Source organism: Macrococcus sp. 19Msa1099 (genome assembly GCA_019357535.2).
GTDB classification, from domain to species: domain Bacteria; phylum Bacillota; class Bacilli; order Staphylococcales; family Staphylococcaceae; genus Macrococcoides; species Macrococcoides psychrotolerans.
The window spans coordinates 46,640-66,425 of the sequence record CP079957.1 but is presented as its reverse complement, the minus strand read 5'-3'; the positions used below and the strand labels follow the sequence as shown (position 1 = coordinate 66,425).

At 29.8% G+C, this 19,786-nt stretch carries 21 protein-coding genes and 1 pseudogene; 4 read left to right on the top strand and 18 right to left on the bottom strand.

Going from position 1 to position 19,786, the window contains the following annotated elements:
• Positions 1 to 519: 519 nt before the first annotated feature.
• The 8 genes from KYI10_12355 to KYI10_12315 all read right to left on the bottom strand — a co-directional run bounded on the left by KYI10_12355 (position 520) and on the right by KYI10_12315 (position 6,239).
• Positions 520 to 822: a hypothetical protein gene (locus tag KYI10_12355; protein ID QYA34151.1), complete on the bottom strand. Its 303-nt coding sequence runs from the start codon at positions 820 to 822 to the stop codon at positions 520 to 522.
• A 1-nt stretch (position 823) separates the two neighbouring features.
• Positions 824 to 1,639 carry a ParA family protein gene (locus KYI10_12350; protein ID QYA34150.2) on the bottom strand — a complete coding sequence of 272 codons (816 nt, stop codon included), beginning with the start codon at positions 1,637 to 1,639 and terminating at the stop codon, positions 824 to 826.
• A gap of 370 nt (positions 1,640 to 2,009) precedes the next feature.
• Positions 2,010 to 2,258, bottom strand: coding sequence for a hypothetical protein (locus tag KYI10_12340; GenBank protein QYA34148.1), 249 nt, complete (start codon positions 2,256 to 2,258; stop codon positions 2,010 to 2,012).
• A gap of 342 nt (positions 2,259 to 2,600) precedes the next feature.
• Entirely contained in the window at positions 2,601 to 2,888 is a 288-nt protein-coding gene (locus tag KYI10_12335) for a hypothetical protein (GenBank protein QYA34147.1), read from the bottom strand.
• Positions 2,878 to 3,267, bottom strand: coding sequence for a hypothetical protein (locus tag KYI10_12330; GenBank protein QYA34146.1), 390 nt, complete (start codon positions 3,265 to 3,267; stop codon positions 2,878 to 2,880). Before KYI10_12330 ends, KYI10_12335 begins: the two co-directional genes overlap by 11 nt.
• Positions 3,268 to 3,849: 582 nt before the next feature.
• Positions 3,850 to 4,206, bottom strand: coding sequence for a hypothetical protein (locus KYI10_12325; protein ID QYA34145.1), 357 nt, complete (start codon positions 4,204 to 4,206; stop codon positions 3,850 to 3,852).
• Positions 4,207 to 4,285: 79 nt separating this feature from the next.
• Positions 4,286 to 4,738: a JAB domain-containing protein gene (locus KYI10_12320; protein QYA34144.1), complete on the bottom strand. Its 453-nt coding sequence runs from the start codon at positions 4,736 to 4,738 to the stop codon at positions 4,286 to 4,288.
• A gap of 628 nt (positions 4,739 to 5,366) precedes the next feature.
• Positions 5,367 to 6,239, bottom strand: coding sequence for a LysR family transcriptional regulator (locus tag KYI10_12315; GenBank protein ID QYA34143.1), 873 nt, complete (start codon positions 6,237 to 6,239; stop codon positions 5,367 to 5,369).
• 128 nt (positions 6,240 to 6,367) lie between these two features.
• Between KYI10_12315 and KYI10_12310 the strand changes: the two genes are divergently transcribed.
• Both KYI10_12310 and KYI10_12305 read left to right on the top strand, forming a co-directional pair.
• Positions 6,368 to 7,810 carry a DASS family sodium-coupled anion symporter gene (locus KYI10_12310; GenBank protein QYA34187.2) on the top strand — a complete coding sequence of 481 codons (1,443 nt, stop codon included), beginning with the start codon at positions 6,368 to 6,370 and terminating at the stop codon, positions 7,808 to 7,810.
• A 13-nt stretch (positions 7,811 to 7,823) separates the two neighbouring features.
• On the top strand, positions 7,824 to 9,059 hold the full coding sequence (locus tag KYI10_12305) for a 2,3-bisphosphoglycerate-independent phosphoglycerate mutase (GenBank protein ID QYA34142.1): 1,236 nt from the start codon (positions 7,824 to 7,826) through the stop codon (positions 9,057 to 9,059).
• A 348-nt stretch (positions 9,060 to 9,407) separates the two neighbouring features.
• On the opposite strand, the gene KYI10_12815 is transcribed toward KYI10_12305, so the two are convergent.
• From KYI10_12815 to mecB, 9 genes are all read right to left on the bottom strand, one after another.
• A complete protein-coding gene (locus tag KYI10_12815) occupies positions 9,408 to 9,611 on the bottom strand; it encodes a hypothetical protein (protein XBW67598.1) in 204 nt (67 codons plus the stop codon).
• A 248-nt stretch (positions 9,612 to 9,859) separates the two neighbouring features.
• Positions 9,860 to 10,300: a YolD-like family protein gene (locus KYI10_12295; protein QYA34141.2), complete on the bottom strand. Its 441-nt coding sequence runs from the start codon at positions 10,298 to 10,300 to the stop codon at positions 9,860 to 9,862.
• Positions 10,278 to 10,574 carry a hypothetical protein gene (locus tag KYI10_12290; protein QYA34186.2) on the bottom strand — a complete coding sequence of 99 codons (297 nt, stop codon included), beginning with the start codon at positions 10,572 to 10,574 and terminating at the stop codon, positions 10,278 to 10,280. The genes KYI10_12295 and KYI10_12290 overlap by 23 nt, the downstream gene beginning before the upstream one ends.
• Positions 10,575 to 11,018: 444 nt before the next feature.
• Positions 11,019 to 11,819 (bottom strand): DUF5677 domain-containing protein, encoded by an 801-nt coding sequence (locus tag KYI10_12285; protein QYA34140.1) that lies wholly within the window; start codon positions 11,817 to 11,819, stop codon positions 11,019 to 11,021.
• A gap of 13 nt (positions 11,820 to 11,832) precedes the next feature.
• On the bottom strand, positions 11,833 to 12,399 hold the full coding sequence (locus tag KYI10_12280) for a recombinase family protein (GenBank protein QYA34139.1): 567 nt from the start codon (positions 12,397 to 12,399) through the stop codon (positions 11,833 to 11,835).
• Between the two features lie 257 nt (positions 12,400 to 12,656).
• Positions 12,657 to 12,977, bottom strand: coding sequence for a hypothetical protein (locus tag KYI10_12275; GenBank protein QYA34138.1), 321 nt, complete (start codon positions 12,975 to 12,977; stop codon positions 12,657 to 12,659).
• Between the two features lie 236 nt (positions 12,978 to 13,213).
• Positions 13,214 to 14,343 (bottom strand): IS3 family transposase gene (locus KYI10_12270; protein QYA34137.1). Its coding sequence is split into 2 segments (ribosomal slippage): positions 13,214 to 14,097 and positions 14,097 to 14,343, totalling 1,131 coding nucleotides; the frame shifts between segments, so codons are not numbered across the junction.
• A gap of 121 nt (positions 14,344 to 14,464) precedes the next feature.
• A complete protein-coding gene (gene bla / locus KYI10_12265; protein QYA34136.1) occupies positions 14,465 to 15,325 on the bottom strand; it encodes a class A beta-lactamase in 861 nt (286 codons plus the stop codon).
• Positions 15,326 to 15,331: 6 nt separating this feature from the next.
• The gene (gene mecB, locus KYI10_12260) at positions 15,332 to 17,356 is read right to left on the bottom strand and encodes a PBP2a family beta-lactam-resistant peptidoglycan transpeptidase MecB (protein ID QYA34135.1); all 2,025 of its coding nucleotides are present in this window, start codon (positions 17,354 to 17,356) and stop codon (positions 15,332 to 15,334) included.
• An 83-nt stretch (positions 17,357 to 17,439) separates the two neighbouring features.
• Between mecB and KYI10_12255 the strand changes: the two genes are divergently transcribed.
• Together KYI10_12255 and KYI10_12250 are read left to right on the top strand one after the other, a co-directional pair.
• On the top strand, positions 17,440 to 19,143 hold the full coding sequence (locus KYI10_12255) for a M56 family metallopeptidase (GenBank protein ID QYA34134.1): 1,704 nt from the start codon (positions 17,440 to 17,442) through the stop codon (positions 19,141 to 19,143).
• Between the two features lie 16 nt (positions 19,144 to 19,159).
• Positions 19,160 to 19,537, top strand: coding sequence for a BlaI/MecI/CopY family transcriptional regulator (locus KYI10_12250; protein ID QYA34133.1), 378 nt, complete (start codon positions 19,160 to 19,162; stop codon positions 19,535 to 19,537).
• A 30-nt stretch (positions 19,538 to 19,567) separates the two neighbouring features.
• On the opposite strand, the pseudogene KYI10_12245 reads toward KYI10_12250, so the two are convergent.
• Positions 19,568 to 19,766, bottom strand: a pseudogene (locus tag KYI10_12245) (IS256 family transposase).
• Positions 19,767 to 19,786 lie beyond the last annotated feature (20 nt).

The window sequence follows — 19,786 nt, the reverse complement described above, 5'->3', positions numbered from 1 at the left end:
AAAAAGCTACCTATCCTTTCCTCGAATATTGTCATGAAAGAAACGTATGATCAATATTCCAGAGGAAAAGACGGTAGCATAAATCAGGGTAGGTCAAAGAAAATACACTAATCCCTATAAAATTTGTGCAAACATCTTGTCAGTCTGCCCAAACACCTATATAATAAAATTAACTAAATAAATAACCTAATGTGTTGATCACTTTTTGGTTTGCTTTTACTTTTTTGTTGGTGTTTTGGGCAGGCTGACTATTGATCACAATTTTCGATAAAGAGAGGATTCCCAAAATCCTCTCTTTTTCTTATGGTCTAAAGTCTGGTTACCAAGCAAACTTTAGATTTCTTCCTGGATTCCCAGGCCCAAGAAGCTATAAGAAGAAAATTGTTTCAATCGCTATGAAGTTGTTATATTGCTTATATTTAGAATACACAAATATACAAGCGTTGTAAAACGTTAATTTTTTATAGCATAAAACATAAAACATAAATAATATTTTATGTTTATATTCTTTAAAACCCTCTAGAATAAGCCTTTTCTACGAGCTAAATCTATCTTCTGGTCTATGCTGTTTTCATAAACTTTTTCGTATGTTTCCTTATCTTCACCTTTTAGCTTGTCTGCAAGCTTCGATAATGCGAAATCTACAAGCTCTGCTTTATTCATATCTACATAGATTTGATCTAATGCCGTAAGTTTTGCATGTGTATCTCCAGTTACTTTTATAGAAGTAGCTGCAATCTTTTTTATCTGCATTTCTCTATTCGCAAGTGGATTTTCTCTTAAATGTTCCTTATTATTCTTTAAATCATCTAATAAACTCATGTTACTTCGCCTCCATTTTTTCTAAACGTTCTAAGAATTCGTCTGTAAGATTCTCATATTCTTGAATCGTCTTTCTATCCCAATGATCTTCTTCAGTAATGCCATATTCATCCCAGTACTTCACGCGTTCCATATGTTTGATGATATGTTCAAAAACGTGTTCCTTATATGTAGCAGTCGCATCTTCTAATGTCGTCATATCTGTTTTCGTCTGCTTTGAGAACATAACAGGTACAATTCCTAGAATTTCGAATTTATTTTTATAAGCATCTCTAAACTTTACTAAGTGTTCTGCAAACTTATCAACTGCTCTGAACGATCTTCTGTGTGTCTGCATCACAATTAATGAATAGTCACATGCGTAAATAGCATTATTGCTAAAATCTGAAATTGTTGGTGGTGTATCGATAATGATTAAATCATACTCTTTTCTAACACCTTTTAGAAATTCATCTAGAATTTTTACCTTCTGATAGCTATCTAGCTGAATTAAATGATATGGTAAGCCTACTAGGTTAAAATCTGCTGGAATCAAATCCATATTATCACTTAATTTAATAGTGATTGCTTTTCTATTTGTTTCAGTGATACCTTTATAAATAGATAATTTCTCTAAACCAGCAACATCCTCTAACATATCTTTTCTGAATGTTCTAAGTAGAAGTTCTGTTGCATCTGCCTGGGGATCAAAATCAACGACTAATACTTTTTTATTTCTTTTTTCAGATAAGACATACGCGAGTAAACATGCTGTTGAAGTCTTACTGACACCACCTTTAAAATTATTGATGCTAATTACTTTACCCAATACTATCACTCCTTATAGTTACTTGATTTTATTATAGCATAAAGCATAAAATATAAAACATAATATATTAAACATAAAACATATTTTAAAACATCATGAATATGCGTAAAAGTATAATGAATATAATAAATACTACGATCCACACTAAGCATCCTGAAAACAATAACCATATCAATCTTAATGCAGCTATGATGACACATGGCAATAATATAATCATCACACCTATTATTAATATACCTAGAACACCTGAAGGACCAATCGTTATAAATGCTAATATACTTAGAACCATCATTATTCCAAAAAAAATTAATCTCATTTTTTCACATCCAGTCAATAGATAAGGGATATCTATCTATATTATTTACTTCATAACAATACACTACCATCCTTTAAGCTGAAGCTCCTTCATCTGATATTCAACTAAAGCGTCTTTTAATGTTTCAAACGGAGGTGTACATGATTTATGCGTATATCCTTGTCCTTTCTCATAAGTATATACATAGTATTCACCTTCAATTTCACTAACTATCAGATAAGTGAACACGATTTCTTTCCCTCTCACAAAATTTCCTGGAATCATCTCTTGGGGTATCTCTTTTCTTAAATTCTTTAAACTAATTTTTGTCATTGTGGTACGCTCCTTTTTTCAAATACACGAACTTGTGCAGTTATATATTTATGTTATTAATTTTTATAGTTCAGAAATAACAGTAAGGTACTGATGATGCAAGGGCAACTTGTTGAACGTAGTGATCCCTTGCATCATTAGGCTAGTTGAACATTAGCTTCAGCTGATAGTGAAACTTTATTGTTAGTCTGAAAACTAAAAAATTATATAAATATATAAATGCAATTTGTGTTTTAATCTTTAATTTAATCAATAAATCGAGTGAGCTTATGCGAGATTTATTCCATGCACTTATCACGCCACTAATATAAACGCTTTTCTTATATTAGTGGCGTGATGCAGTCAATAATTTTCAATGACTGCACACGCATTAATTAAATTTTTATATGTTTTAACTCCTATCTGTTCATAGGCACTTTCAATTGTTTCATAGCTATAATCCGTATGTGTATAAGCTAGTGCTTGTATTTCACTGGAAAACACTTCTACAAAACATTCTCCTGAACGGTTATCAATAGCTACATATTCTTTTCCATCTAAATAATAATATCTGTCTTGATGAGATACATTTCTAGATGGCTCTCTATAATTATCAATAATAGACTTACCAAATTCAGAACTAACTTTCATTGAATACCTCCCAACTCACGATAATTTCACCTATGTTATATATCCAAGTATCTTTCCATATCACCTTATATCCTAAAGGCTCCAAATCGTGACGCAATATTGCAATTAAATTGGGTGCATATATTGGTTTAGATTTTAATGATTCACCAAAACGCTTTGTATTTTCGTTTAAGTATTCATCAGCAAAGAATCCTCTACCAAAATCCCACGTAACTGTATTTTCAATATTAAGAGAAGTCGTTGAAAATAATATAAAGTGCGATTTACCTTTTTCTACTGCAATATTTAACTTTTGTTTTAATAAACGCTGGATAAATTCCTGTTGAAACTCTGTTAAATCGGGTTTTTCAATACTTTCTGTAGCTTGTAATTCAAACATGACTAATCTCTCCTTTTTTCAAATACACGAACTTGTGCTTTTGAATTTATGTATTTAATTTTTACGGATTAGAAATAGCATTGACCGAAAAATAATACAAGGGCAATGGAACGTAGTGGAGTTGCAGCGTTTACCCTTGTATTACTTTTTCTAGTTGAACACCAGTTGGATCTTTAACTGGTAGTGAAACTTCGGTGCTAGTCTAAGTAGTTAAAAATTATATAAATTCGGTAAAAGAACGTGAGTGTTTGAAAAAACCTTAATTAAAAAGGAACTTATCTTCAGATAAGTTCCTTCAATGCCTTTCCAACGATTGATTCATCAATCGTTACTCAATCAGTTAAGATTGTGCAGATTTAGATTTCATTAGACAATCACTGCAGAACGGCAAAAGATTGCAAGGGCAACTTGTTGAACGGAGTGATCCCTTGCAATCTTCTGTTAGTAGAACGTCTGCTTTAGTTGACAGTGATACTGTTCTGCTAGATTGTAGAATGATAAATCTGCACAATTCCAAACACGCTAGTGTTTGTTCCTTGCACTGTAAGCCGACAGAAGCCCCCTGGGCTTTGTCGGCTTACTTTAATAATCTGCCATATAATAGTAGTTTTCCTTATCAACATCTATCTGTTTTAATTTATGAAATGTCTCAAATGCTTCTGCTATGTAATGATAATATATATCATCATAATCATAACCACCAAAAAATGGTCCCATGTAAGTTGGTAACAAATTACTAGCTTTTTCAGGTGCCTCTATTATTTTTATCAATCTATCGTATACATCTTCTACCATATAATTATCAAGTTTAACTCTGCCAGGATTACCTAGATAATATCTTTCATCAAAATAACCATGTAATGCATTGAACTTTCTAAAATATGCTATTTCATCTAATCTGCCATCTTCTTCTTTTACAATATACATATCTAATCCCATTATATACCCCACCTTTTTTAATTTTGCATAAAGAATATAATATGTTTTATATTATATTCTTTATGCTTTATGTTTTATGCTAAAATAGATTGTTTTCTCTAAAACTAAAATAACTACTTTCTGTAACAATAATATGGTCTAATACAGGTATTCCTAATAGTTCTCCACATTCTTCAAAACGTTTGGTTGCCTCTCTATCTTCATTGCTTGGCGTTGGGTCATCAGATGGATGACAATGTGCTAAAATAATACTTGCACATGAATTTAAAATTGCTACCTGAAAAACTTCTCTTGGATGTATAGGCGACATATTTATTGTTCCGATAAATACTGTATAGACAAAAGTAATTTCGTTTTTTGTATTTAAACCTACTAACAAAAACTTTTCTCTTACTGAGTTGCCAATCAACTTTTTACAGAAGTCTGCCACATTGTCAGGACTTTTCACTTTAATGCGTTCATCACGTGTTTTTCTGTAATACTGTTTCACATCCTTAATCTCATAGATATAATTTGTTTTGTCAAAATTCATACTAATCTACTCCTTTTTTCAAATACACGAACTTGTGCTTTTGAATTTATGTATTTAATTTTTACAGATTAGAAATAGCATTGACCGAAAAATAATACAAGGGCAATGGAACGTAGTGGAGTTGCAGCGTTTACCCTTGTATTACTTTTTCTAGTTGAACACCAGTTGGATCTTTAACTGGTAGTGAAACTTCGGTGCTAGTCTAAGTAGTTAAAAATTATATAAATTCGGTAAAAGAACGTGAGTGTTTGAAAAAACCTTAATTAAAAAGGAACTTATCTTCAGATAAGTTCCTTCAATGCCTTTCCAACGATTGATTCATCAATCGTTACTCAACCACTTAAGATTGTGCAGATTTAGATTTCATTAGACAATCACTGCAGAACAGCAGAAGATTGCAAGGGCAACTTGTTGAACGGAGTGATCCCTTGCAATCTTCTGTTAGTAGAATGTCTGCTTTAGTTGACAGTGATACTGTTCTGCTAGATTGTAGAATGATAAATCTGCACAATTCCAAACACGTCAGTGTTTGTTCCATAATTTGAAATATTTAAGACTTCTAACTATATAACTATTTTCTTAAACTATTTCAATAAAGATCTTCTACGTTTTTTAACTAAGAATTATCTCATATAACGAAGTTAAAAGATTTTGTTATATGAGATAATTGATTACTTCTTGACTTTTTATACACACACAGAACTTGTCTAGATAAAGAAATTTTGTCTAATTCAAAAACTACTATGCTATCTAGTGTTTCTATCAGTAACTCCGAAACTATCGACACACCTTGTCCATATTTAACACTTTCTAAAATACTTTTTTGAGACCCGATTTCTAATATATCTTCAAATTCAAAAGCGCTTTGAATTTGTTTTAGTTCTTTTAAAATAAAGTGATATAAAGATGAGTGCTCTGATTTTATAATAAATGTTTCTTTCTTTAACTCATTTAATGCAATAGGTGATTGTGGCCAATATGCTTTTGGCGCCACGAGTTGTAATTGATCTTTATATATGACTTTCTTTATAAAATAGTGGGCATCTATCTTGATGTAGTTAGATACAAAAGCAATATCAATTTGATCTGCTGATAACTTGCTCATAATCTCACTTGAGCTGCCTATAATTAATTTAATCTTTAGTTTATTATTTCTTTGATAAATATCATTGATTAACTTTGGTAATAATCTTTCTCCATACAAAGGGGTTGCCCCAATGACAACTCTTGTAGTTTGTTGTGCTTCTTTTTGACCTAGTGTTTCGATTGCTTGATCATACAAAATAACAATTTCTTTTGCATATTTATAAAATAGTTCCCCCTCATTCGTCAGTTCGGTGCCCTTTTGTTTTCTTTCAAACAGTTTTTTATTTACAAGTTTTTCAACATAATCCACATGCTTTGAAATTGTAGATTGATTTAAAAATAAACTTTCTGCAGCTTGAGAAAAGTTATGATGCTCTGCTACTTTTATGAAACTTCTTAACTTATTAATTTGCATACGAAACATCACCTCAATTATTATTCCAACTTGGAATATCTTTGATTTAAAGTTGAATTGCTCTATATATGCTATTATATTACGCTTTAAGTAAGTTATCGATAACAAATAGAAAGGACGGACAAATTATGAATGACAAAAAAATGAGTAAAAATGAAAAAATAGGTTTAATTATTGCCGTTATTGCACTTATCCTTTTATTCTTTATGCCTACACCACAAGGTATGTCACCACAAGCACAAAAAAGTTTAGCTATATTCGTATTCTCGCTAATCATGTGGATTTCAAAACCTATTCCTATTTATTTAACCTCTATTATCGCTATCTTATTACTCCCTTTGACAGGTGCTGTAGAAGATCAAGAAGTCGCTTTTGGTACTTTAGGATTTGATATTATTTGGTTGATGATTGCTGCATTTGTATTGACTTCAGCGATGAGTGAAACAAATCTTGGTAAACGTATTGCTTTAAAATTGATTACGAAGTATGGGAAAACGCCTAGAAACACTTTAGCAGTATTAATCATCATTAACTTTATATTAGCGTTCTTCGTACCATCAACAACTGCACGTGCATCTTTACTTGTTCCAATATTACTTGTATTGCTTGAAGTATATAATGCTACACCTGGAGAAAGTAAGTTTGGTAAATTTATGATGCTTCAAGGCGTTGTTAATAATGCATTTTCTACAACAATGGTTTTAACCGCAACTTCTGCTCAAGTAATTGCCATTGGTTTTATCAATCAACAAACACATACAAAATTAGGGTATATGGATTGGTTGTTAGGTTCATTACCACAAGCAGTATTTTCAGCAATCATTATGTTTTTAATTGGTCTTAAATTGTATAACTTTGAATCAGAATTACCTAGTGGCGAAAAAGCAGATAAAATTAGAGATATTTTCAAGAAACAACTAGAAGCGCTCGGTTCAATGAGTATAGAAGAAAAGAAAGCTGCATTCATCTTTTTTATTACATTAATTTTATGGGGTACTGGGGATTATCAAAAGCAATGGTTTGGCTTTGAAATCACTACTGAACAAACCGCAGTCCTTGCCATGCTATTATGTTTCTTACCCCGCATTGGTGTCCTAAAATGGAAAGAAGCAAATATTAAATGGGATTTAATGATTTTCTCTGCAGGTGCGTATGCCGTTGGTAATGCATTAAATGATTCTGAAGGTGCAAGTTATTTAATTAATCATTTAGTAAAAGCAATGCATTTAGATCAATTTAACCATGCACTTGTTGCAGTCATTCTTATATTCATTACTGTTTTTAGTCATTTAATCTTTACAAGTAAAACAGTAAGAACAACAATATTAATTCCTTCAATTATTACATTAACAACACAACTTGGTATGAACCCTGTTCCAATCGCATTAGCATGTTCATACGGTATTGCTTATACAATCACATTACCACCACATTCTAAAGTCAATACATTATATTTTGGTACTGGTTATTTTTCAGTATTAGATGAATTAAAATACGGATTGATTGGTTGTACAGTAGGTTCAATCATGATATCTATCATATATTTTGGTTGGTTAAATATTGTTATTTAAGGAGTGACATTACATGGCTAATAAATTATTAATCGCAATCGCCGATGGACTTGGTGACCGTCCAATCAATGCATTACAAAACAAAACACCATTACAATTTGCAAAAACACCTTACCTTGATCAACTCGCAAAAGAAGGCGTCACAGGCATGATGTATCCGATAGGTCCAGGTATTCCAGTAGGTACAGATATGGGGCATTTAGTTTTATTTGGAAACCATCCATCAGTATATCCTGGTAGAGGTCCGATTGAAGCTGCCGGAGAAGGCATGGACCTACAAGAAGGTGATATCGCATTTCGATGTAATTTTTCTACACGTATAGACAATAATGTTATATTAGATAGACGCGCAGGACGTATTCGTGAAGGTACTAAACTTTTAGAGCAAGCCATTCATAACATGCATATTGAAGATGTTACCGTTTTATTTAAAGCAGCAACAGAACATCGTGCTGTGCTCATTTTAAGAGGTGAAGGTTTAAGTGAGCAAGTCAGTGATACAGATCCTCATGCACCAAATGATGGTCATCCATTTCACGAAGCAAAACCACTAGATAACTCTAAAGAAGCAATGAAAACGGCAAGAATTTTAAACATTTTGCTAGAGAAAATTTATCAAACATTAAAGGTACATCCAGTAAATATAGAAAGACAAAATAATAATTTATTACCAGCAAACTTTATTATTACAAGAGGTGCAGGTAAGATGACAAACCTGAAACCTTTTACCGAACAATTAAATTTTAAAGGGGCTATTATCGCTGGTGAGAGCACTGTACTTGGCATTGGGCGAATGTCTGGGCTGACACCTATTACAAAGTCGTCATTGACAGGGAATATGGATACGAATATAAAAGAAAAGGCACAACTAGCAATCGATGCATTAAAAGAAAATGATGTTGTATATGTACATATAAAAGCACCAGATATACAAGGGCATGATAATCAACCACATCAAAAAGCAAAAGCAATTGAACTTTTTGATACATTAGTACATGATATACACAAGAAAACACGAGAACAAGTGTATATTGCATTAGCAGCAGACCATTCAACACCTTGTGCTAGAAGAGAACATAGTGGAGAAGCTGTACCTGTGTTGATTCATGGTTCTGGAATTCGAACCGATCACGTTACAACATTCGATGAAATTGCTTGCGCTACTGGTGGACTAAGCACATTAACCGGCAATGAATTCATATCACTCCTATTAGATTATATTGAAAAAACTGTAAAGTTAGGTAATTGATACAATAAGTAGACACCCTCCACGTTTTTCAACGTGGAGGGTTCTGATGTCATGATAATATTGTTATACTCACTAATATAATCATGACATATTTTTATATACTGTTACAATTATACTTTATAATCATATTAATACTTATTAGAAGTAGTATTATTCAATTTTTTTATTTTTATTGCAACCTTTAAATATACAACGACAAACATTATTTTCAAATGATCCAAATAATGTAATTATGTTTAAACCAAAGTACTTACTTGTAGCACTTAATGATTTTACTCCATGACCTACTTTTAAGTGGTTATACATTGCGCCGATTTTTGAAAACTTTTTATTAAATACTGATAACATCTAGAAGATTGAACCGATTAATTCAAAGTATCCTGCGATTTTCATCATACTCGGAGATAGGTTGAATCCTTCTTTAAATTGCTGAACCATCGCCCTTTCATTTTTCACTTTCAGTAAACTACTTTTAAGAATGTCTTTTGCTACGTATCCATTTACAATATGTTTATGCAGTCTATTGCCTCCTAAAACTAATATAATTAACATACTAGAATATACTTAGTGTACCAGAAATCCATTAGACTGATTTTCACTTTGAGGATAGCGTAAAGATAAAACTAATCCAAATAATGAAAATAAGAACATACTTATATAAGTAATATTCATTTGAAATCCCGATTGTACTGACAAATTCATTATCGTAATAAATATTGCAGTTCCGATAGCAGCCGATATTTGTCGTATCATATCTTTCATTGACTTATAGATTTAAAAATTCGACTTAATAACCAAATTTATATAATCTCTATAATCTTATTAAATTCTAAATCTTTAAACTCTTGCTGCACGACTAGAAAGACATTTACCCTCATATTATATTCATCTAATTTATTTATAACTGTCTGAAGTAAATGAATTTTTTCATCTTCATAGTAATATATAAAACATGCTGATGGCTTATTACTGTAATGATTTAGTTTATTGTTGATATCGTCTATTTGTTCCTGAGATAAATCAGGCATAAACTCTTTAGTTTGTTGTTCAATTTGTTTTCTTATGTCTTCGAATTGTTGTGGCATCGTTGCAAATGGGGCCCATTTTATCATTTTTCGACCTTCTGGAATGTTCCTGGATAAATATTCTCTTGGTATCTCTTTATAATTTGTCACTGTCTCTAACTCAACCGGGACTTTTGGATGCAGTGGATTTAGATTATGGGCTTTCAAGTGATTCACCTGCTTTATATACGATACAGTATGATATATCTGAACTATCAAATCCATCTGATTCAAATAAAGTTCCTACAGGAACCATCGTAGCTTCAGCTAAAACTTGTTCGTCTGATATATCAAAATTGCATAGCATATTTACGATATGTCCCTTCTTAGTCTGAAGATCCTCTAGTCCAAATTTACGTTCATGATATAAATCTTTTAGAATCTCAAATGTTATTTCATCAATTATTACACATTCGTATTTTTCCATAATGTCTTTATGGCTAATCATCATAAGCCACCTCTTTCGCCTAATTACAGAACATACGTTCTCTATTTTCAAGCATTTTCAATGCTGAGAAAGCGATTTTAACGCCTCGAAATTGATTTTTGTGGACCGTAGTAAGTTAAATGTCTTAAAATCTACTTTAGAATTATAACTTAAATAATCTTTCTATTTATATTAATAAAAATTCTAATAATTTTATAATTTAATGTATAGCACCATACTTTTCATATGGAAAGGAGGTGCTGGTGTCATGCTTGAAGTTGTTATATCCGTTTTAACAGTACTGATTTGTCTTATTATCACAGGTCTAGCAGTAAACTACATCTATGTTAAGATAAAAGGATAGACAAAACCCCACGTCGGCCAACGTGGGGTTTTCTGATGTCATGATGATATTTGTTATATTCGTTAATACAATTCTAACATATTTTTATATAATGTTAGAATTATTCATTTTCTTTTTTTAATTATATCATCAGCTTTATATTTAAGATTTATATTAAATAATGCGAGTTCATTTTTCATTTTATATTTTAAATATATCATCCTTACTATATCTATAGTTAACCTTTGTACAGATTTAATTATTAAATCTGTTTCTATTGGATCATATTCTATTAATTCTAAATATGCGTTATTGGAGTCAATATTTGTAAGATTAAAGTTCTTATTACCTCTAACATGAACGTCTAAAGACCATGACTGATAAAGAATTTCATATAATATTGATTCGTTTAGGTATTCACATAGTTTAGCAAAATTATTTATATTACCGTTATGATTATACCAGTTCCTTTTATTTTGTAGTATTTTTTTGTATTCAATAATAAATTCTTCTTTTTCTTGCATGTAGTTTGTTTCTTTAACAAATTTTTGTATTTTTTCGTAATCTAAATTAAATTCTTTCCTTATTTCACTGCCTCTATCATTATCAAGATAGATATTCTCATATATCTTTCCACGCTCATATCGAGCATGAAATAAAAATTTTTTTGCTCTTGTCTCTGTATCAGCTTCTAGTAGATATTTAATATATATATAATGTTCAAATAAAACTCTAGTAATAATACTAATTGAACTATAAGTGTTATTTTTGATTAACACTTCTATAGATTTATAATGTGAAGCATAAGAATCAATCAGCTGGATAAATGCGAGATCTTGACTACTAAGTTCCCTTGGTTGAACTTTTTCTATTAATTGTAAAGGAATTTTGTTTAGATATTTACATTTAACAATTATTTCATTCATACATTGTCCTTTCCTACTTATCATTGTGTTTCATTTCTTTTATAATATTATAAATTGTGCCTCTACTCACACCAGCCATTCTTGCTATTTCTTCCCCAGTATAGTCTTTACTATTATATAATCTTATAATTAAATCTTTTTTCTCTTCCGAAATAGATGGTCGGCCACCCAATCGCCCTCTTGATCTAGCAGCTGCTAAACCTTTTTTTGTCCTTTCACTCAGTAGATTTGCTTCTAATTCTGCAAAAGCTGACATCATAGTAAAAAACATTTTGCCCATCGCATCTTTGGTATTAATATTATTATCTATTATAAATAATTCAATTCCTTCATTTTCTAGATACTGTGCTAGTTCGATTAGTTGTTTGGTTGTTCTGCCTAGTCTGTCTAGTTTCGTGATTACCAGCATATCTCCTTCCCTCATATAATCTAAACAATTATCAAGCTCAGTTCTATTTATTTTTCTACCACTGGCTTTCTCTGAAAATATTCGGTCACATCCGAACTGTTCCAATGCATCTAACTGATGATCTAACGACTGATCCTTAGTACTTACTCTTGCATATCCAATTTTGGCCATATTTATACGCTCCTTATTTTGTCTTTAAAAGACTATCTATCACGAAATCATTTAAAGTGTGCTTAAAATCGACTACGATATGTAAAAAAACTCAAACATTTTTTTAATAATATACATAGATTATTATACACAGTTTTTATACAAAATGAATATAAAAATATCCAGAAATTTTTATATTCCTGGATTGTATAAATAACGGTCGTTTTATAAACTTTACTTTAATAGAGTTTCTTTAGTATAAAAATTAGATTTTAAGTTCAATAAGAAGCAATTTCTTCTATTTTTAAGATTTTATCTATCATGGGTAATGAATTATGTGAATTAAAGTCCTGCTCTTTTAATTTAGATCTTAGTATTTCTCTATCATATCCAAATAAGAATTTATACCTTTCATAAAAATCTTTATATTTAAATTTTTCTACAATATAATGTTTTTTATTTTCCCATGAATAGTATTCATTAATGTCAAAATATAATAATGTTCCATGCCAAATATTAATCTCTTGTTTAAATTTTGGATTAATATTAGATACTGTATTTAAAATTATATCAATATCTCCAATTTTATTTCTTTTCATTTCATCGTATAACAAGTTTAAACAATATCTCCTTATGTTCACATAATATCCATTCTTCTTAAAAAAAGGATTTTCTTGATATTTTCTAGGAAAAGAACTTAATACTCCAAATGAAAACTTTCTATTATAAAAGATATAATCACTTAGTATAATATTTTTTAAAGTTTCTATATTATTTCTACTAATTAATACTAAAACTATCTCCAGGTATGAAAAATTGGAATGTCAACAGTTTCTTAGACACTTTTCATGTGTAAATTTTTAAACGCCACAGGCGTTAAATAATGTAATGAAGAATGTGGTCTAAAATTGTTGTACCAATTCACATAATCAAATAATTCGGCTTCTAACTGGTTCAAGTCTTCAAATTTCATTTGTTTTACAAATTCAGTTTTTATTGCTTTCATCGTTGCTTCTGCAACTGCGTTATCATAAGGACAGCCTTTTGTACTTAATGAACGTTTGATGTTAAATGTTTTTAATACTTCATCTATTAATTTGTTGTCGAATTCTTTACCTCTATCTGTATGGAATAATTCTATTTGTTCTAAATTATGATTAATTTTACTAATTGCTTTCGTCACTAAATGGGCGTCTTTATTCTTACCTGCACTATAACCAACGATTTCTCTATTGAAGAGATCAATAAATAAACATATGTAATGCCATGTTCCTGCGACTTTAACATACGTTAAATCACTGACTAAAACTTCTAAAGGCTGTTCCCTTGTAAATGAACGATTCAAGTGATTTTTTATTAATTTTTCATTTGTTTCTTTCTGATGATTTTTATATTTAGCTTTAGTATAAACTGATATTAAATTATATTTTTTCATAATACGACCTATTTTTCGTCTAGATACAATAATACCTAATTTATTTAATTCGTTTTTAATTTTTCTTGTACCAAAGCTCTTTCTATTTGAGTTAAAAGTACTAACAATAGCTTGTTCTAATTCCAAGTCATCTTTTTTGGGTTTATTTGGCATTCGTTTTATTGAATCATAGTAAGTGCTTCTTGGTATTTTTAGGACTTTGCACATTGCTGATACTGAATATTGATAAGCATTCTGTTGAATGACTTCTATTTTCGTCCCATGATCAGCGCTGCTTGCTTTAAAATATCATTTTCCATCTTTAATTGTTGATTTTCTTTACGCAATTTTCTCAGCTCTTTTTCCTCATCAGTTAGATTATCAACAACATTAAATGAACCACTATTTTGATGATTCTTAATCCATTTATCTAACGCCGAAGGTGTTAAGTCATATTCTCTAACAATATCAGATTTAGATTTTCCATTTTCAAATAATCGCACCATTTGAAGTTTAAATTCTGGTGTAAATGTTCTTCTAGTTCTAGCCATAAATAAATCGCCTACTTTCTTAATTTAACAATACATTCCCTCAGGGGAGTTGTCCAATTAAGTGTAGACGATTCAAATTGTTTGCGTTCTATCAAATATTAATATTTCTCAATAACAATATCTATTTAATATTTTTATTAATAACTTTTGATATTTCCACTATTGGAGTATCACTAGGTTTTTGCTTTTCATTTTTTGCTTTAGTAAATACCACAACTATAATAGGTTTGTTGCTTTGCTTTTTATAAACAACAGCAATATCATTCCTCACTCCATAATTAGCTCCCTGCCCACTTTTATCACCAACAATGAATTTTTTATCCATTCCTTTTTTAATTAACGTTGTTCCTGTCTTATTCTTTTTCATTAAATCAATAAGAAATATTTGTTCTTTATATTCTAATACATCTCCCGTTAACATCTTTATTAATGCCTTACTCATGTTTTTCGCTGATATTGTATCTTCATTCTTTTTTGGATCATAAAAATTCAAAGCAACTTCTTTTCTATTTACATTAACACCTTTAATACCTAATGCAGAGAGTCGTTTTTCAACCTCTTTTAGACCGCCTAACTCTTCTATGATTAAATTATTAGCAGTATTATCACTATAAAGTAATGCAGCCTCAATTAACATTTTTAAAGAAACATTTTTATTTTTGTACTTTTCAATTATAGGAGAATAAAGAACGATATCTCTTTCAGAAACTTTCACTTCTTTATCAAGATTATTCATTCCAAGTTTTTCTATTAGTAAAGCACTGTTAATAACCTTAAACGTTGAGGCATATGGGAACAATAGTTCCTCATTATATGACAATTTTTGTTTATCAGTTAAATCATTAACATATACACCCGCTTGAATATTGTACTTATTTTCTATAACTTTAATATCCTCTTTTATTTTCGAACTGTTGATATTATTACTATTGCATCCAGATAAAAATATTAGTGCAATGATAAGCATTAAGAATTTCTGCATTTTATATCACCTATCTATTTCATATTTTTTCGTTCCATTTTCATATAATTCATCCATTATCTCGGCAAACTTTCTTGCATTATAACTCGACATACCTTTATTCTCTACATTCTTCACACTTATACCTAACATCATATTGGGATTATTTTGATCATATCCAACAAACCAACCGATTTGAGCTCCTAACCCCTCTTCTCTAGAGGTTTTCAATTCTGCAGTGCCAGTTTTTCCAGCAAACTGTGCATAATTTCTTTCTGCATCCAATCTATGTGTCCCAGTAACTACTTTTCTCATGCTTCTTGTTAATATATCTACGTCATCTTTTGAAATAATATGATTTTTCCAAATATCTTCTTTTGTTGTTTCAAATAATTTAGGTTTCATCATTTTACCTTCATTAATTAAAGAACTATAAATAGATAATATTTGTACTGGACTTATAAGTATTTCTCCCTGGCCATATCCTGAATCAGCTAGTAATATTTCATTTTTAAAATTATTTTTTAAACTTTCTGGATTTGCAATTTGTCCTTTTTGAAAATAATAATCAGAAGGAATATTTCTCCCAATGTCTAAAGCTTTCATGCCCTTAATAAATTTTTCGGAACCCATATCGAGGGTAGCTCTTGCAAAAAATATATTATCAGAATGTGCTATCGCTTTTTCTAAATCAATATCTCCATTAACTTCCTCAAACCTTGTAACTTCATATCCTCCCCATGAAGAATTTCTCTGCCATCCCTTAGTTACTATGTTGTAGCTGGTTGATGCGTCTATAGTCCCATTTTTCAAACCTATGATAGATGTTATTAATTTCTGAGTAGATCCTGGGGAAGAGGTTGTCTGAAATTTATTTAACAGGGGCTCTTTCTTATCATTAACTATCTTTTTGTAGTTTTCGTCGGAAATGCCGAACATAAACTCATAGGGGTCATATGCAGGATAACTAACTAAAGCTAATAATTCACCAGTTTTAGGATTCATGGCTACTCCTGAACCATTATCTTCTTTTAAATGACTATATATACTTCTTTGTACTTTGCTATCAATTGTTAATATAATGTCCTGTCCATTTTTTGGTTTCTTTTCTAACAAGACATCTTCATCATTATTTAATGCATCATCACTAGTTATGACAACTTTATAACCATCTTTATTTTGCAATTGTTTATCATATTGTAGTTCGATACCACTTTTTCCTACGATTGAGTGTTCATCATAATCCTTAAACTTTTTATTCTTTAATTCTTCAGCATTAATTTCTCCAACATACCCTACAAGATGTACTGTTGCTTCTCTTAATGGATAAACCCTACCTTTTGTTTGATTAACCGTCAAATGATATTTTTGGATACCCAATTTAAGTTCATCATCCAACTCTATGTACGATTTTAAAGGTAAAAAAACACCTTCTTTTACCCATGTTTGTTTTAACTTTTTATTTAGTGTCGATTCACTTATTGATAACAATTTTGAAATATTTTTCTTATTTTTTTTATTTAAATTTTTAATATCTATTCCAACTTCGTAATGAATTCCGTCTTTCGCTATATCAATCCCGTTTCTGTCTAGTATTTTCCCTCTGAAAGATTCCAAGGTTTCTATACTGATTTGATTTCTATCAGTCAATCCCGGTATTATAACCTCAGGTGACCAATCCAAAAGCCATTTTTTTGTTATTTCATCCTTTTCAAAAGAATAGTTCCCTTCTCTAGAAAAATTACCATATTTAGTTCTAAAATTTAAATTTGCACTATATTGACGTTTATTTTTTTTCTTTTGCACGAGTCGTACATTACTAACTTTCACTTCTTTAATACCAAGAGAAGCATCAATCTTATCCATTCTTTTATATCTCTGATCTTTGTCGTAAAGACTTTTAGATAAGAATGTCGCATGTTCATTCAGATATTCCGAATCCCTTAATTCAATAGCATCAAATATTTTATCAACTTCATCTTTTTTCACAAAATTATATGCTATTAAAAGGCAAATACATATAATTAAAATTGCTAAAGCTTTATTTTTCATAACAACCTCCTTGATTACATTTGTAATATATCACAAATGTAATCATCAGTCAAAATATGTTATAATTATATTGGAGGTGTCTAATGAACTTTATAATTGTTAGTATAATAATAAGTGGGCTATCTTATACTCTCGCTCAAATGTATAAATTATTACTGTATAAATATAAAAGAGTAGATTATAAAATATTTCCTTGGGTTATTGTACTGTTAAGTACATTTATACCTTTAATACAATTTAATTTTTCGCCCTTTAAAAATGCAGAATTACTTATTGAACCGATCGGTAAAAATTTAAATCCACTTCCAGTTCCTATCAGGAAAATAGATACGAAAGATTTAGCGGTTTCAATATCCAACATAAATTATAATTTTCAAGAGTTAGTTAATTACTTTTGGTTTATTGGTATTTTTATATACTTTCTTTATTATTTAATGTTGATATCAAAGCTTATAAAAATAGTTAACAGTTCTAAGCTATCATTAAATTATTCTTGCAAATATGATTACAATATATACATTTCTCAAGAAACAACCACACCTTTTACATGCTGGATTGGTAAGCATGCAATATTTATACCTGCAAAATTACATAAGAAATTAGACAGCAGGGAAATAGATGCAATTATTAAACATGAAATTACTCATATACGAAGAAAAGATATTTTTAAAAATTATCTTTTTATTATCAATAAAATTGTTTTTTGGTTTAATCCTTTTGCTCATTTCATATCGAAAAATGTAGTAAATGATTTAGAAACAGCTTGTGACATGGAAGTGATTAAAAGTTCATCAAAAGCTGAAAGAAAAATCTATGGCATGACATTATTGAAAATCAGTCTTATGAACAGTAAAAAAGAACACTTTATATTGAACTTTGGTTCACCCACTAAATTTTTAAAAAAACGAATAGCTTTTATAAGTAGAAATGATTATATATCCGTTTCTAATAAAGTACGAATTCTTTTTATAAGTTCTACACTGCTAATACTCATAACAATAAAGCCTTTGATGGCATATGAAAATATATCAAATTCTAGTTACTCTGATGTCAATCTAAAATCATTAAATTATAAGAATGTTAACTTACAAAAATATTTTTCCGGATATGAAGGAAGTATTGTTGTATACAACATTAAACGTGATAAATTTTTTATCTATAACGAAAATATAGCGTTAGAAAGAACATCTCCTGATTCAACTTATAAACTGATTAGCAGTATTTTTCACCTTAACAATAAAACAATATCCATAAATCAAAATAAATTACTTTGGAACGGAAAGAAAACCCCTTTTAAGGTATGGAATAGAAATCAAAACCTCGATACAGCATTAAGATATTCGGTAAATTGGTACTTCGAAACATTAGATAATTATACTGATAAGAAAGATTTATCACATTTTTTATCTGAATTAAATTATGGGAATAGCAATATTGAAGCTTCTTTAAATAGGCCGTACTGGTTAGAATCTAACTTAAAAATTTCTCCATTAGAACAAACTATGATATTGAAGCGATTCTATATCAACGATTCATTATTTAAAACAAAATATACTGATTTAGTAAAAAATTCTCTATATACTTCTAAAAATAACTATAAGCTGTGGGGAAAAACTGGTACTGCTATTATTAATAAACATGAGATAAAAGGCTGGTATGTAGGTGGTTTTGAACAAAATCAGGAACCATATGTATTTGCAACATTAATCAAAAAAAATGATGAGGCAAATGGAGAAAAAGCTAAAAAGATTTCTGAGAAAATTATCAAAACAAATCACTTTTATTAAAAGGATGTATAAATCTATGAATAAAATAAAAGAATTACCTTCTAGTGAATTTATAATAATGCAAGTTATTTGGAAAAGTAATGAGGCATTGAGTGCTAAACAAATTATTGATTTGGTACTTAATGATAATGAATGGAGTCCCAAAACAATTCGAACTTTAATCGGAAGACTTGTTGATAAAGATTTTCTATCAAAAAAAAGAAAACAAGATGTCTACATGTATGCACCGATTATAGATGAAGATATTTATAAAAGACATTCTACAAAATCCTTCTTAAATAAACTTTACGATGGCACCCTTAGTAGTCTTGTAATGAACTTTGGTACACCTGAAGAATTGACCGAAGAAGAAATAAAGGATTTGAAAAAATTACTTGATAAAATAGAAAAATAATTATTGGGTTTGTCAAATTAAGTGTGTAAGTTATTCAAGATACTTTATAACTCTATCCTTAATTTGATCATGTAAAAGAAGCTGATTCATTACCATAGACCAGTTTGGAATGAAGCCAGTTGACCATTTCTTTTCAAATTCTTTAGTTCGAATAAACAGAAGTTTTAGGAGTGCATTCTCATTAGGGAATGCGCCTTTTTTTGTTACCTTACGGGTAACTAGAATGAATGTGAATCGTCTACACTTAAT